The following is a 12,972-nucleotide window of genomic DNA, read 5'->3' as shown; positions in this document are numbered from 1 at the left end:
GGCGGGGGTTTTCTGTTGTTGTGGGCACAGGTGATCCGGATGGCGGTGAAAACAGTCGACCTTTGACCAAAGCGTTTCTAGGCTGCGTTGAGGACTGGGAGGGTTTTATGGATCAGCCGCGCAAGAAGGTGTTTGTCAAAGAAGTCGTGACCACGGATCAATTGGGGCAACCTTGTGATCCGATCAGTCGCGTCGCGGTTATGGCCGTCATCCGGAACCCCCTGGCAGGTGCGTTTTCAGAGGATCTGTCCGAGCTGTTCGAAATCGGGGGTTCTTTGGGCGCGGAACTTGCCGCCGAGGCGGCGGGGCAACTGGACGGTACGCCGGTTTCATACGGCAAAGCAGCGATCGTTGGCGTGAATGGTGATCTTGAACACGGCGGGGCAGTGATCCACCCTAAACTCGGAGCGCCCATGCGTGCGGCGGCGGGCGGAGGAGAGGCGGTGATCCCCTCGAACGCCAAGTTGGGCTCACCGGGTTGCGCGATTGATCTGCCTCTTGGGCACAAGGACAATCCCTGGTCGTTCGACCATTTCGACACGATGACGTTGAACATCCCTGACGCGCCAAAACCGGATGAGATCGTGCTGTGCCTTGCCTATGCCGATGGCGGCCGTCCGATCCCGCGCTGTGGCAAAGGGCCCGTCAAAAGCTAAACGGCTGGTCTTGCCGAAAACACTGGGGTATGCCCGGCCCATGGCACAGATTGAATCACTCTTCGTTACCCGTCTCTATCGCGCAGCTTTGTCCGAATTCGGTCCCAAGATCGACGCGGAGGAGATGGAAAATTCCTGCCTTGTCATCGCCGAAGAGGACGAGGCCGGTCAGGATTGGTGTGAAGAAAACGGTTATCCCGGCTACACCAGCTATGCGTCGCTGACCGACCTGCCCTGGCGGTTCCCGATCTTTGCCGATCTGGTGAAGGTGCTTGATCAGCACGTGGCGGCCTTTGCCAAGGATCTGGAGTTTGATCTGGGCGAAGGTGAACTGAAACTGGAAGATCTGTGGATCAACATCCTGCCCGAGGGCGGAATGCACTCCAGCCACCTGCACCCGCACAGCGTGATCTCGGGCACGACCTATGTGGCGATGCCTGAAGGGGCCAGCGCGCTGAAACTGGAAGACCCCCGCTCGGGCCGCATGATGGCCGCACCGACGCGGCTCAAGGGTGGACGGCGCGATTTGCAGCCGTTCATCTACATGAAACCACAGGTGGGCGACGTCCTGCTTTGGGAAAGCTGGTTGCGCCACGAGGTGCCGATGAACATGGCGGAAGATGAGCGGATCAGCGTGAGCTTTAACTATAAGTGGGACTGACGCGGCCGTCTGTCACGATCACAATTCAAGATTAAATGCAAAAAGTCCTTGCAATGTGCCGCCACATCAACGATGTGAGGCACGCTTTCGTTTTTCTCTTTCGACCACTGTCTCCCGATTATTCGGCGTTCAGTCTCTCGATCCAGACCGACAACGCCGCGCTGTCGCAATCCCGCGGACAGCAATATACTAGGAGACTACGGATATGGCCAATGGCACCGTAAAATGGTTCAACACAACTAAAGGTTTTGGCTTCATCGCACCGGAGTCCGGTGGCAAAGACGTGTTTGTACACATCTCTGCTGTTGAGCGCTCGGGTCTGACCGGCCTGGCCGACGACCAGAAAGTAACATTCGACATCGAGCCCGGCCGTGACGGTCGCGAGTCGGCTGTGAACATCGCTCTGGCGTAAATCACTCAGACTTAGACAGTTGAAGACGCGGTCTCGTGCAAACGAGGCCGCGTTTTGCATTTTGCAGATTACTTGCCAGACACTCGAGCGCGAAACTTTGGGAACCCGATGCAGTTGCCATTCACGGAGCCGGATCTGTAGGCCCCTTTTTTGAATTTGAGGTCAAACTTCATCACGCTTCCCGATGAACAGCTGCCCTGTTTGGAGATCGTTGCATCGAATTGCAGCCGATCGTCTGTGACTTTTCGAACCTTGATGCCTTCTGGCGTAATTCCATGAGCCGCAAGAACCTGTGGTGTGTTGTTGTTGACGGCGGTATCCATCTGCCAGGGTCGGCTGGAATTGATGGTCAGGATCCATTTGCCGTCGGGCGCAGCCGTCGCGAGGGATGCAGACATCAACATTGTAAATGCAAAAATCGATAATTTGGAACCTTGCATAAGGCACCTCATAGTTAAACATTCACTAAAATCAGACGATGATGATAGATCGGCATACGTTCAAAGGCCAACAGTTTGAGAATCGCGGGTAGATCTGACCAAAGCTTCTGGAAAACTACCAACGATTTGAAACTTCGATTTCAGAGCGAAACACTCATACAGAATGAGTGTGCAATCTTTCCCTTGCCACCTACCCCTGAACCCCCTATAGAGCAGCATCTTGCGGTCCCCCGGCTGAGTCGGGGGATTCGTATGTCTATCATTCATCCACCAGGTCAAAGGTGACCCGAGTTCGGGGCCTTCTGGTGTTTTGAGCAAAGGAAAAAGGCGATGAACGCCCAAGAACTGCGTGACAAGACCCCGGACCAGCTCCGCGAGGAACTGGCCAACCTGAAGAAAGAAAGCTTTAACCTGCGCTTTCAACAGGCAACCGGTCAGCTGGAAAACAATGCCGGCATCAAAGCGGCCCGCCGTAATGCTGCCCGTGTCAAAACCATTCTGAACGAAAAGGCCGCTGCCGCGGCATCCGAGGAGTAATCAGATGCCCAAGCGTATCCTGTCCGGAATCGTAACCAGCGACGCCAACGAGCAAACCGTGACTGTTTCGGTTGAACGCCGTTTCAAGCACCCGCTGCTGCACAAAACCGTTCGTAAGTCCAAGAAATACCGGGCTCACGACGAAAAGAACGCCTTCAAGGTCGGTGACACCGTACGCATCATCGAATGCGCGCCGAAATCGAAGACGAAACGTTGGGAAGTTCTGGAAGCGTAAGCTTCCGGGATTTTTCATTTGTCGAAACCCTGGGGGATTTAACAAGACCAGCCCCCACAGGTCGGGAGAAACCACATGATCCAGATGCAGACCAATCTGGATGTCGCTGACAACTCCGGCGCACGCCGAGTTCAGTGCATCAAGGTCCTGGGTGGTTCCAAGCGTAAATACGCCTCCGTCGGCGACATCATTGTCGTCTCGGTGAAGGAAGCCATCCCACGCGGCCGCGTAAAGAAAGGTGACGTCCGCAAGGCCGTCGTCGTACGCACCGCCAAGGAAGTCCGTCGCGAAGACGGCACCGCGATCCGTTTCGATCGCAACGCCGCCGTCATCCTGAACAACAACAATGAGCCGATCGGTACCCGTATCTTTGGCCCCGTTGTTCGCGAACTGCGCGGTAAGAACTTCATGAAAATCATCTCGCTGGCTCCGGAGGTGCTGTAATCATGGCTGCTAAACTCCGCAAAGGCGACAAGGTCGTCGTGCTGGCCGGCAAGGACAAGGGCAAAGAGGGGACTATCACCTCGGTTGACCCGAAAGCCGGTAAAGCTGTTGTTGATGGCATCAACATCGCCATCCGCCACACCCGTCAGTCGCAAAACTCGCAAGGTGGTCGCCTGCCTCAGGCAAACCCGATCGAGCTGTCGAACCTGGCACTGCTGGACAAGAACGGCAAAGCAACCCGCGTTGGCTTCCGCCTGGAAGGTGACAAGAAGGTCCGCTTCGCCAAGACCACAGGGGACGTGATCGATGCTTGATAACGCAACCTACACCCCGCGTCTGAAAGCTCAGTACGCCGAAACCATCCGTGCCGCTCTGAAAGAAGAGTTCGGATACAAGAACGACATGCAGCTGCCCAAGCTGGAAAAAATCGTTCTGAACATCGGTTGTGGTGCTGAGGCCGTCAAAGACTCGAAGAAAGCGAAAGCTGCTGTCGAGGATCTGACTGCGATTGCCGGTCAAAAGGCCGTTGCAACCAAGGCGAAGAAGTCGATCGCGGGATTCCGCGTCCGTGAAGACATGCCGCTGGGCACGAAAGTGACCCTGCGCGGTGACCGGATGTACGAATTCCTGGATCGTCTGATCACCATCGCGCTGCCGCGCGTTCGTGACTTCCGCGGTGTTAAGCCTTCTTTCGATGGTCAGGGCAACTTTGCCATGGGCATGAAAGAGCACATCGTGTTCCCGGAAATCGACTTCGACAAGGTCGACGAGGTCTGGGGCCTGGATATCGTAATTGCCACCACAGCGAAAACCGACGCTGAAGCAAAGGCATTGTTGAAAGCTTTCAACATGCCGTTCAACGCGTAAGCGCCGGGAGGATTGAGACATGGCTAAAAAAGCAATGATCGAACGCGAGAAGAAGCGCGAACGCCTGGTGGCCAAATATGCCGCAAAGCGTGCCGAGCTGAAAGAAATCGCGAATGACGAGAGCAAGCCGATGGAAGAGCGTTTCAAAGCGCGTCTGAAACTGGCGAAACTGCCGCGCAACAGCTCGGCTACTCGTCTGCACAACCGTTGTCAGCTGACCGGTCGTCCTCACGCTTACTACCGTAAGCTGAAGGTCAGCCGTATCGCGCTGCGCGAGCTGGGTTCTGCTGGTCAGATCCCCGGCATGGTGAAATCGAGCTGGTAAGGGAGACATAGATATGAATGATCCTATCGGCGATATGCTCACCCGTATCCGCAACGCGCAAATGCGCGGCAAGTCCACCGTTTCCACCCCAGCTTCCAAGCTGCGTGGTTGGGTTCTGGACGTGCTGGCGGACGAAGGTTATATCCGTGGCTACGAAGCGACGACCGGTGAAAACGGTCATCCGGCCATCGAAATCAGCCTGAAATACTACGAAGGCACCCCTGTCATTCGCGAACTGAAGCGGGTCTCGAAGCCCGGTCGTCGCGTATACATGGGCGTCAATGACATCCCGCAGGTCCGTCAGGGTCTGGGCGTGTCGATTGTCAGCACTCCGAAAGGTGTGATGTCGGACCAGAACGCTCGCTCCAACAATGTTGGTGGCGAAGTGCTCTGCACCGTCTTCTAAGGAGGTCTGCAATGTCTCGTATTGGTAAAAAACCGGTCGAGCTGCCCAGCGGCGTAACCGCCTCTGTGTCGGGTCAGACCATCGAAGTCAAAGGTCCGAAAGGCACCCGCAGCTTCACCGCGACTGATGATGTAACGCTGTCGGTTGAAGACAACGTTGTGCAGATCAACCCCCGTGGCATGTCCAAACGTGCCCGCCAGCAGTGGGGCATGAGCCGCACCATGGTTGCCAACCTGGTAACCGGTGTGACCCAGGGCTTCAAAAAAGAGCTGGAGATCCAGGGTGTTGGTTACCGGGCTCAGATGCAGGGCAACACCCTGAAGCTGAACCTGGGCTACAGCCACGATGTTGATTTCACTGCTCCGGAAGGTGTCACCATCACCGCACCGAAGCAGACCGAGATCGTTGTGGAAGGTATCGACCAGCAGCAAGTGGGCGAAACCGCGGCCAAAATCCGCGAGTGGCGCCGTCCCGAGCCGTACAAAGGCAAGGGCATCCGCTATAAGGGCGAGTTCATCTTCCGCAAGGAAGGCAAGAAGAAGTAAGGACGCAAACAATGGCAAACAGCAAAAGAACCCTGTTTCTGAAGCGCCGCCTGCGCGTTCGGAACAAACTTCGCAAGGTCAACGCGGGTCGCCCGCGTCTGTCCGTACACCGTTCGAACAAGAACATCTCTGTTCAGCTGATCGACGACGTGCGTGGCGTGACCCTGGCCTCGGCCTCGACCCTGGAAAAAGATCTGGGTGTTGTTGGCAAGAACAACGTCGAAGCGGCCACCAAAGTGGGCGCGGCCATCGCCGAGCGTGCCAAAAAGGCAGGCGTCGAAGAGGCCTATTTCGATCGTGGCGGCTTCCTGTTCCACGGCAAAGTGAAGGCTGTCGCCGACGCTGCGCGTGAAGGTGGTCTGAAGATCTAAGACTAAGCGCACCCCGAAAAGTGGAAACCGGTTTTCGGGTCAAGATGCGCAATGCCAAAGATTGAGGGCGGGTTTCGATCCGCCCCGACGATCCGGGGGCCTCGGCAGTAGTCGGGGCTCACTTGGATTGAAGTAAACGGCGCCGTATGCGCCACATGAGAAAAGGGATGCCAAATGGCAGAACGTGATAACCGCCGGGGCCGTGGTCGTGACCGCGATGAAACTCCGGAATTCGCAGATCGTCTGGTTGCGATCAACCGTGTGTCGAAAACCGTAAAAGGTGGTAAGCGCTTTGGCTTCGCCGCTCTGGTGGTCGTAGGCGATCAGAAAGGCCGCGTCGGCTTTGGCAAGGGTAAAGCGAAAGAAGTACCTGAAGCCATCCGCAAGGCAACTGAACAAGCCAAACGTCAGATGATCCGCGTTCAGCTGCGCGAAGGTCGGACCCTGCACCACGACATCGAGGGCCGTCACGGCGCCGGTAAAGTGGTTATGCGCACAGCACCTGAAGGTACTGGTATCATCGCCGGTGGTCCGATGCGTGCCGTGTTCGAAATGCTGGGCGTTAAGGACGTTGTATCCAAGTCGCTGGGCTCGCAGAACCCGTACAACATGATCCGTGCCACCATCAACGGCCTGCAGAAAGAGCAGAGCCCGCGTTCGGTCGCACAGCGTCGTGGCAAAAAGGTTGCTGACATCCTGCCCAAGCGGGACGAAGCACCGGCAGCTGCTGAAGCAGAAGCATAAGGAGAGCGACCCATGGCAAAAACCATCGTCGTAAAGCAGATCGGCTCGCCGATCCGCCGCCCCGCTGAACAGCGCGCGACCCTGATCGGTCTGGGCCTGAACAAGATGCACAAAACCCGTGAGCTGGAGGATACTCCTTCGGTCCGCGGCATGATCCGCAAGATCCCGCATCTGGTAGAGATCGTCGAAGAGCGCGGTTAAGCGCGATACCTTCGAAGAACTACAAGCGCCTCCGATCAATTCGGGGGCGTTTTGTTATTGATAGGTCTTGTTAGCCTCATTACTCGGACGAAGCGGCGTCAGTTGAACCTGAACGCATTCCGTCGATTGTCCGACGCATATAGCCCATGAATTGCGCGCGCTCAGCTACGCTCAAAACCCCCAGCGCATCAGCATTCACGTTCTGAGCGGCTTCATAGGCGCTGTCTCGAAGTGCAGCGGCTTTCTCGGTCAACCAGATCAATTGAGCCCTGGCATCAGCAGGATTCTTTGTTCTCTTGATCAAGCCGTCACGTTCCATTCGGTTGAGCGTGTTGGCCAGGGTCGCCTGCTCGACATCGATTTTGCCCAGCAGATCCTTTTGCGTCACACCGTCTTTCAGCCAAAGCTCCAGCAAGATCGGGAACTGGCCGACAACGATGCCTAAGGGTGCGATGCGGTGTTGCAATTCCTTCGCGAACAATCGCGCCATGTGATTGACCAGATATCCGGCCGAGGTCTCTTTTTCGAATTTCATGCTCTAGATTTACTCTTGAATAGCATGCTATGCAATATTAGATAGCTTGCTATATTGTAGAATCGAAAGGAATCGAAATGGCTCGTATCGAAGAGTTGGACAATATCGTCACGCTGGCAGATCAGATGCAGACCGAGGAAGGACCGGTGGTGCTGATCAACCTGTTTACGGTGGACGCCGAAGACGAAGCGGCGCTGCTTCAGGCATGGGCGCATGATGCAGACTTCATGAAGTCTCGGCCGGGATATATCTCGACCCAACTCCATCAGGGCATCGCGGGCAGTTCGACCTTCGTGAACTACGCGATTTGGCAGGACGTACAGAGCTTTCGAGACGCGTTCACTCATCCTGAGTTTCAGCGTCGGATTGCGGACTATCCAGTAAGCGCAGTAGCCCGGCCACATCTTCTTCGAAAACTCGCAGTCGAAAACCACTGCACCGCCTGAAACGAAAACCGGAGTAGTCACATGTTAAGAGCAATTCACCCCATCGCCGGAGTATTGGGTTTTCTTACAATCCTCGTATTCTGGACATCCACCCTGTACAGCGAGTTGTTTGCAACCCATGCGACTGTCGCTGCTGTAAAGTCCATGATCGTCAGCGGTCTCTTTGTTCTGGTGCCTGCTATGATAATTGTCGGCGCGTCCGGCATGTCCCTTGGGCGCCGCCGCAAAGATGCGCCAGCGCTTGCCAAGAAGAAGCGGATGCCGATCATAGCGATGAACGGGTTGCTCATCCTGGTTCCGGCCGCCATCTACCTCAGCGCAAAGGCAAACGCTGGCTCCTTTGACACCAACTTCTATACTGTACAGATCGTCGAACTGATTGCTGGTGCAACCAATCTGACGCTGATGGGGCTTAGCATTCGTGACGGTCGGGCGATGACTGCCCGCAAAAGAAGTGCGCGGAAGAAATGAAAGCAGCATGTGATTGCGACGGGACGGCAACGTGTACAGCTATTCAATAGATGCATATCGGCTAGACCAAAAGTTCCGTTGTTAGCGATACCGAACACACCTATCTCAACTTTGTCCAAACAAGGAACACACAAGGAAACGTCAGGGAATTCGCCCTGATTAGAGAAAGGAACACAGAAATGACAACCGCAACACTGACAAATACAGGCTTCAACTTCGGCACCCGAATCGCGGACATGATCGCACGGATCAAAACGGCGCGTGCACGTGCCGCTGAGTATCAGCGCACCTATTCCGAGTTGCAGCACCTGAGCAACCGCGAATTGGATGACATTGGCGTCCGCCGTTGCGACATCGCAGACATTGCACACCGGCACGTATACTGCTCGTAACCGCAAATTCCTGCAAACCAGCTCAAAGGCGCCATTCGGCGCCTTTTCTGTTTTCTGAAATAGACTCCCGCCTGGCACACAGGGTTTTCAGGAGCGCTCTGAGGGCTAAAATATGTGCGGCATGCCTTCTTCCCGGATCCAACCATTTCGTCGCCCTACGACGCCAAAATCAACGTAATGGTTCGATTGAAGCTGCGAAGCGGCGCTGCAGCACTTGGCAACACTACAAAAAAACAATCTCGGCAGAAACCTGGGCTGCGCCAATCAGTTTTTTCACCACGATCCATAGGGCAAGCGCGAGCGTCCTTAAACGCGACACACGACGCAGAATACTACCGTCACCTGAGGAAGGTTTGATCCAACGACCTGCGGCCCTACTGCGGCCTCTCACAGGCGGTTCAGATCCTTCTCATTTCAAACCGTCCAGCCACAGCCCGCCTGAATCGTCCTGGGCAGCATTCAATCCGGTTCCAGTACCTGAAACAAAATCGGCCCCGGCGGGTTGAACCGCCGAGGCCGTGAATAGTCGCAGTAAGCGTCGGATCAAAGACCGGTGCTTACGTCGATGGTGTTACCCTCTTCCAGGGTCACATATGCTTTTTTGACGTCTTTCCGACGGCCCAGCTGGCCGCGGAACCGCTTGACCTTGCCTTTGGTCACGGTGGTGTTCACCGCTTTGACCTTCACACCAAACAGCGCCTCAACGGCCTCTTTGATCTGCGGCTTGTTGCTGTCGATCGCCACTTCAAAGACAACCGCGCCATTTTCGGACGCCATGGTCGACTTTTCGGTGATGATCGGCTTGCGGATCACGTCGTAGTGTTCTGCCTTCGCGCTCATTTCAGACGAGCCTCCAGTGCTTCGACAGCCGCTTTGGTGAGCACCAGGGTGTCACGCTTGAGGATGTCATAGACGTTTGCGCCCATCGACGGCAGGATATCCAGACCTTCGATGTTCTTGGACGCTTTCAGGAACCCTTCGTTCACGGTCGCGCCGTCGATGACCAGAGCGCGTTTCCAGCCCAGGTTTGCAACCTGTTTGGCCAGAGCGGCGGTCTTGCCTTCGGCTTCGGCGTTTTCGATCACAACCAGTTCACCTGCCTTGGCTTTCGCCGACAGTGCGTGGCGCAGACCAAGCTTGCGGAACTTCTTCGGCAGGTCATGACCATGCGAACGCACGACCGGACCTTTATAGATACCACCACCACGGAAGATCGGCGCGTTACGGTCACCATGGCGTGCGCCGCCGGTGCCCTTCTGGCGATAGATCTTCTTGGTCGAGTAGCTGGTTTCCGAGCGGGTCTTGACCTTGTGGGTGCCAGCCTGCGCGTTGTTGCGCTGCCAACGGACCACACGGTGCAGGATGTCCGCGCGCGGCTCCAGGCCGAACAGATCGGCGTTCAGCTCGATGTCGCCGGCTTTGCCGCCGTCCAGTTTGATTACATCAAGTTTCATGCTTCACCACCTTCCGCGGGAGCTTCTTCCGCAGGTGCTTCAGTTGCAGCCGATTTCACAGCAGCCGGGAAAGGCAGGCCTTCCGGTGCTTTCTTCTTGACGGCGTCCTTGACGGTGACCCAGCCCGATTTCGGTCCGGGAACGGCGCCTTTGATGAAGACCAGACCACGGTCGGCGTCGGTTTTGACGACTTCCAGGTTCTGGGTGGTTACACGGGCAGCACCCATGTGACCGGCCATCTTCTTGCCTTTGAACACCTTGCCCGGGTCCTGACACTGACCCGTTGAGCCGTGCGAACGGTGGCTGATCGAAACACCGTGCGAGGCGCGCAGACCACCGAAGTTGTGGCGCTTCATTGCACCGGCAAAGCCTTTACCGATCGAGGTGCCCGAAACGTCAACCTTCTGACCTTCCAGGAAGTGTTCTGCCGAAATCTCGGCGCCCACTTCGATCAGGCCATCAGCAGAGACGCGGAACTCGGCCAGCTTACGCTTGGGCTCGACCTTGGCAGCGGCATAGTGACCGCGCATGGCCTTCGAGGTGCGTTTTGCCTTGGCAGCACCGGCACCCAGCTGAACGGCGGTGTAGCCGTCTTTGTCATCGGTGCGCTGTGCAACGACCTGCAGGTTGTCCAGGTGAAGAACGGTCACAGGGATCTGCTTGCCGTCTTCCATGAACAGGCGGGTCATGCCTACTTTTTTTGCGATAATACCAGAGCGCATAATCTATACCCTCCGATCTTACGACTGCAGCTTGATCTCGACGTCCACACCAGCAGCGAGGTCGAGCTTCATCAGCGCATCAACGGTCTGGGGGGTCGGATCAACGATGTCGAGCAGACGCTTGTGCGTACGGATCTCGAACTGGTCGCGGGATTTCTTGTCAACGTGAGGGCCACGGAGAACCGTGAACTTCTCGATCTTGTTCGGCAGCGGGATCGGGCCACGCACGTTCGCGCCGGTCCGCTTGGCAGTGTTGACGATCTCTTGCGTGCTGGCATCCAGAACGCGATAGTCAAATGCCTTCAGCCGAATACGGATATTTTGGCTTTGCATAATAACAGCCTTTTATCAGGCGTTGAGGTTGAGAGGAGGACAAGCGCGCATCGCCAACCCTCATCGAACCCAAAAGGCGGGAATCACCCCGCCTTGATGTTCTTAGTGAGAACTCGCGCGAAATACAGGGGTGTGTGGGGTTTGGCAAGAGGGGAAATTCATCTCTGCTCCGGGAAGGCAGCCCGAAATCAAAGCATTTGCCTGTCACCGTGGGTCAGCCATTGATTTGGCTCAATACGCACGAAAGGCGCAGCCACTAGACTCTGACTTGGATAACCTAAGACCGGAGCGAACTGTCACTCCCAAGGGGAAGTGCCTGGTCCTTCTTGACCAAAGGAAAACCACGATGCTTAAACATGTTGTAACTGCTGCGTTCCTTGGCGCAACGCTAACGGTGCTGTCGAGCGACGCCGCAGCCCAACAAGGCGCATCAAATGACCTTAGAAAGTTCTTTGAAAGTCGCGAAATTCCAGTCTCAACCGATAACTTTGTGCGTGCTGCCACAGACATCGAATTTGGAAAATACGTTGCGCTGTCAGGTGGCATTAACAAAGTTCTGCACATACGAGAACCTACCCCGATTGACCAACAGCCCACGATCCGCATGAACCGGGACACCCTTTATAGCATGGCAGTCATTGACATCACCGAAGGAGCAACCCTCACCTTGCCGGATGGAGGGGGCCGCTACATCTCGGCACAAATCGTCAACCAGGATCACTATATGAACAAGGTGTTTCTAGGCGCAGGAACGTATGAGTTGGACACGGGCACGTTCGACACACCTTTCGTTGTGATGATTGCCCGGCTTTTAGTGGACGCCAGCGACCCCGACGACATCGCGCAAGTTTCTGCGCTACAAGACAAGATCATTCTAGAAGCCAAGTCTGAAACCCCCTTTATTGTGCCAAATTACGACGAGGAAAGCTTTGATGGCGTTTTGCAAGCTGCGCTATCACTTAGCCGGTTTATTCCTGATAGCCGGGACACGTTTGGCGCCAAAGGCGAAGTGGACCCGATCCGCCACTTTTTGGGAGCCGCCTTCGGCTGGGGCGGGTTGCCGGAGGAATCCGCCTTTTACCTGTCAATTGACCCCAATCGCCCTATTGGAGAATATGAAATCAATGTCCCGGCCTCAGTCCCAGTGGACGCCTTTTGGTCCGTTAGCGTCTACAATGCAGATGGCTTTTTTGAGGAAAACGAGACCGGTGTATACAATGTGAATTCTGTTTCGGGCACCGAGAACGACGATGGCAGCATGACCGTTCATCTTGGCGGATGCGATGACGGACGGATAAACTGTATCTCGCTTACAGATGGATGGAACTATGCGGTGCGCCTATACCAACCTGGCCCGGAAATCCTCGATGGAACATGGGCCTTCCCTGAGGCGGTTCCGGTGTCCATGGACTGAAAGCAAAGGCCTGATGCAAAAACTGCTATGTAAAAAGGCCGCCCCCCTAAGGAGCGGCCTTCTTTGTCTCACCGATGTGCCGGGCTGAAGCCCGGCCTATCGATTACTCTACGATCTTCGACACAACGCCGGCGCCGACGGTGCGGCCGCCTTCGCGGATGGCGAAGCGCAGGCCGTTTTCCATCGCGATCGGTGCGATCAGTTCAACCTCGAACGACACGTTGTCGCCGGGCATAACCATCTCGGTGCCAGCCGCCAGGGTCACGGTGCCGGTCACGTCAGTGGTACGGAAGTAGAACTGCGGACGGTAGTTCGCGAAGAACGGCGTGTGACGACCGCCTTCTTCCTTGGTCAGGATATA

25 protein-coding genes are annotated in these 12,972 nt (G+C 55.9%); 18 read left to right on the top strand and 7 right to left on the bottom strand.

Features of this window, described 5'->3' with window-relative positions; genetic code table 11:
- Nucleotides 1–107: 107 nt before the first annotated feature.
- The 3 genes from AC2FJZ_RS11390 (at nt 108) to AC2FJZ_RS11380 (ending at nt 1,729) form a co-directional block, all read left to right on the top strand.
- Complete coding sequence (locus AC2FJZ_RS11390; protein ID WP_496777655.1) at nt 108–656, top strand: amino acid synthesis family protein; 549 nt, start codon at nt 108–110, stop codon at nt 654–656.
- A gap of 40 nt (nt 657–696) precedes the next feature.
- Nucleotides 697–1,317 (top strand): 2OG-Fe(II) oxygenase family protein, encoded by a 621-nt coding sequence (locus tag AC2FJZ_RS11385; RefSeq protein ID WP_496777653.1) that lies wholly within the window; start codon nt 697–699, stop codon nt 1,315–1,317.
- 205 nt (nt 1,318–1,522) lie between these two features.
- Nucleotides 1,523–1,729 (top strand): cold-shock protein, encoded by a 207-nt coding sequence (locus AC2FJZ_RS11380; RefSeq protein ID WP_050605838.1) that lies wholly within the window; start codon nt 1,523–1,525, stop codon nt 1,727–1,729.
- Nucleotides 1,730–1,797: 68 nt separating this feature from the next.
- Here AC2FJZ_RS11380 and AC2FJZ_RS11375 read toward each other — a convergent pair whose 3' ends face one another.
- The gene (locus tag AC2FJZ_RS11375) at nt 1,798–2,127 is read right to left on the bottom strand and encodes a hypothetical protein (RefSeq protein WP_496777651.1); all 330 of its coding nucleotides are present in this window, start codon (nt 2,125–2,127) and stop codon (nt 1,798–1,800) included.
- 372 nt (nt 2,128–2,499) lie between these two features.
- Here AC2FJZ_RS11375 and rpmC point away from each other — a divergent pair, with 372 nt between their 5' ends.
- The 11 genes from rpmC (at nt 2,500) to rpmD (ending at nt 6,844) form a co-directional block, all read left to right on the top strand.
- Entirely contained in the window at nt 2,500–2,706 is a 207-nt protein-coding gene (rpmC, locus tag AC2FJZ_RS11370) for a 50S ribosomal protein L29 (protein WP_050605836.1), read from the top strand.
- Nucleotides 2,707–2,710: 4 nt separating this feature from the next.
- Nucleotides 2,711–2,941, top strand: coding sequence for a 30S ribosomal protein S17 (rpsQ, locus tag AC2FJZ_RS11365; RefSeq protein ID WP_039538279.1), 231 nt, complete (start codon nt 2,711–2,713; stop codon nt 2,939–2,941).
- A gap of 75 nt (nt 2,942–3,016) precedes the next feature.
- Entirely contained in the window at nt 3,017–3,385 is a 369-nt protein-coding gene (rplN, locus tag AC2FJZ_RS11360; protein ID WP_039523372.1) for a 50S ribosomal protein L14, read from the top strand.
- A 2-nt stretch (nt 3,386–3,387) separates the two neighbouring features.
- Nucleotides 3,388–3,699, top strand: coding sequence for a 50S ribosomal protein L24 (gene rplX / locus AC2FJZ_RS11355; protein WP_050605835.1), 312 nt, complete (start codon nt 3,388–3,390; stop codon nt 3,697–3,699).
- The gene (gene rplE, locus AC2FJZ_RS11350) at nt 3,692–4,252 is read left to right on the top strand and encodes a 50S ribosomal protein L5 (protein WP_050605834.1); all 561 of its coding nucleotides are present in this window, start codon (nt 3,692–3,694) and stop codon (nt 4,250–4,252) included. Before rplX ends, rplE begins: the two co-directional genes overlap by 8 nt.
- A 19-nt stretch (nt 4,253–4,271) precedes the next feature.
- The gene (gene rpsN, locus AC2FJZ_RS11345) at nt 4,272–4,577 is read left to right on the top strand and encodes a 30S ribosomal protein S14 (protein WP_010437098.1); all 306 of its coding nucleotides are present in this window, start codon (nt 4,272–4,274) and stop codon (nt 4,575–4,577) included.
- 13 nt (nt 4,578–4,590) lie between these two features.
- Nucleotides 4,591–4,983, top strand: coding sequence for a 30S ribosomal protein S8 (rpsH, locus tag AC2FJZ_RS11340; protein WP_008757119.1), 393 nt, complete (start codon nt 4,591–4,593; stop codon nt 4,981–4,983).
- 11 nt (nt 4,984–4,994) lie between these two features.
- Nucleotides 4,995–5,528 (top strand): 50S ribosomal protein L6, encoded by a 534-nt coding sequence (rplF, locus tag AC2FJZ_RS11335; protein WP_050605833.1) that lies wholly within the window; start codon nt 4,995–4,997, stop codon nt 5,526–5,528.
- An 11-nt stretch (nt 5,529–5,539) separates the two neighbouring features.
- Complete coding sequence (gene rplR, locus AC2FJZ_RS11330; protein ID WP_010437103.1) at nt 5,540–5,899, top strand: 50S ribosomal protein L18; 360 nt, start codon at nt 5,540–5,542, stop codon at nt 5,897–5,899.
- 174 nt (nt 5,900–6,073) lie between these two features.
- On the top strand, nt 6,074–6,643 hold the full coding sequence (gene rpsE / locus AC2FJZ_RS11325) for a 30S ribosomal protein S5 (RefSeq protein WP_050605832.1): 570 nt from the start codon (nt 6,074–6,076) through the stop codon (nt 6,641–6,643).
- A gap of 12 nt (nt 6,644–6,655) precedes the next feature.
- Nucleotides 6,656–6,844 carry a 50S ribosomal protein L30 gene (gene rpmD / locus AC2FJZ_RS11320; RefSeq protein ID WP_050605831.1) on the top strand — a complete coding sequence of 63 codons (189 nt, stop codon included), beginning with the start codon at nt 6,656–6,658 and terminating at the stop codon, nt 6,842–6,844.
- A 79-nt stretch (nt 6,845–6,923) separates the two neighbouring features.
- On the opposite strand, the gene AC2FJZ_RS11315 is transcribed toward rpmD, so the two are convergent.
- Entirely contained in the window at nt 6,924–7,379 is a 456-nt protein-coding gene (locus tag AC2FJZ_RS11315) for a MarR family winged helix-turn-helix transcriptional regulator (RefSeq protein ID WP_496777649.1), read from the bottom strand.
- 77 nt (nt 7,380–7,456) lie between these two features.
- On the opposite strand from AC2FJZ_RS11315, the gene AC2FJZ_RS11310 reads away from it, so the two are divergent.
- From AC2FJZ_RS11310 to AC2FJZ_RS11300, 3 genes are all read left to right on the top strand, one after another.
- Complete coding sequence (locus tag AC2FJZ_RS11310; protein WP_496777647.1) at nt 7,457–7,825, top strand: antibiotic biosynthesis monooxygenase family protein; 369 nt, start codon at nt 7,457–7,459, stop codon at nt 7,823–7,825.
- A 21-nt stretch (nt 7,826–7,846) separates the two neighbouring features.
- Complete coding sequence (locus AC2FJZ_RS11305) at nt 7,847–8,296, top strand: hypothetical protein (RefSeq protein WP_496777645.1); 450 nt, start codon at nt 7,847–7,849, stop codon at nt 8,294–8,296.
- 179 nt (nt 8,297–8,475) lie between these two features.
- The gene (locus tag AC2FJZ_RS11300; protein WP_050605827.1) at nt 8,476–8,688 is read left to right on the top strand and encodes a DUF1127 domain-containing protein; all 213 of its coding nucleotides are present in this window, start codon (nt 8,476–8,478) and stop codon (nt 8,686–8,688) included.
- 543 nt (nt 8,689–9,231) lie between these two features.
- Here AC2FJZ_RS11300 and AC2FJZ_RS11295 read toward each other — a convergent pair.
- Genes AC2FJZ_RS11295 through rpsJ form a run of 4 tightly spaced genes read right to left on the bottom strand, consistent with a single transcriptional unit; the run spans nt 9,232 to nt 11,197 of the window.
- Nucleotides 9,232–9,528, bottom strand: a complete 297-nt coding sequence (locus AC2FJZ_RS11295) for a 50S ribosomal protein L23 (RefSeq protein ID WP_008757532.1) — start codon at nt 9,526–9,528, stop codon at nt 9,232–9,234.
- Nucleotides 9,525–10,142, bottom strand: coding sequence for a 50S ribosomal protein L4 (gene rplD / locus AC2FJZ_RS11290; protein ID WP_008756644.1), 618 nt, complete (start codon nt 10,140–10,142; stop codon nt 9,525–9,527). Before rplD ends, AC2FJZ_RS11295 begins: the two co-directional genes overlap by 4 nt.
- Nucleotides 10,139–10,864, bottom strand: a complete 726-nt coding sequence (rplC, locus tag AC2FJZ_RS11285; protein WP_298853839.1) for a 50S ribosomal protein L3 — start codon at nt 10,862–10,864, stop codon at nt 10,139–10,141. The genes rplD and rplC overlap by 4 nt, the downstream gene beginning before the upstream one ends.
- Before the next feature lie 18 nt (nt 10,865–10,882).
- A complete protein-coding gene (gene rpsJ, locus AC2FJZ_RS11280; RefSeq protein ID WP_008756422.1) occupies nt 10,883–11,197 on the bottom strand; it encodes a 30S ribosomal protein S10 in 315 nt (104 codons plus the stop codon).
- A gap of 346 nt (nt 11,198–11,543) precedes the next feature.
- Between rpsJ and AC2FJZ_RS11275 the strand changes: the two genes are divergently transcribed.
- Nucleotides 11,544–12,611, top strand: a complete 1,068-nt coding sequence (locus AC2FJZ_RS11275) for a DUF1214 domain-containing protein (RefSeq protein ID WP_496777643.1) — start codon at nt 11,544–11,546, stop codon at nt 12,609–12,611.
- Nucleotides 12,612–12,714: 103 nt separating this feature from the next.
- Here the strand turns inward: AC2FJZ_RS11275 and AC2FJZ_RS11270 are convergent.
- On the bottom strand, nt 12,715–12,972 hold a 258-nt coding region (locus tag AC2FJZ_RS11270; RefSeq protein ID WP_496775618.1), incomplete at its 5' end, for an EF-Tu C-terminal domain-related protein.

This window comes from Ruegeria sp. CDSA079, from assembly GCF_059612245.1.
This window is presented reverse-complemented; position numbering and strand designations above follow the sequence as displayed.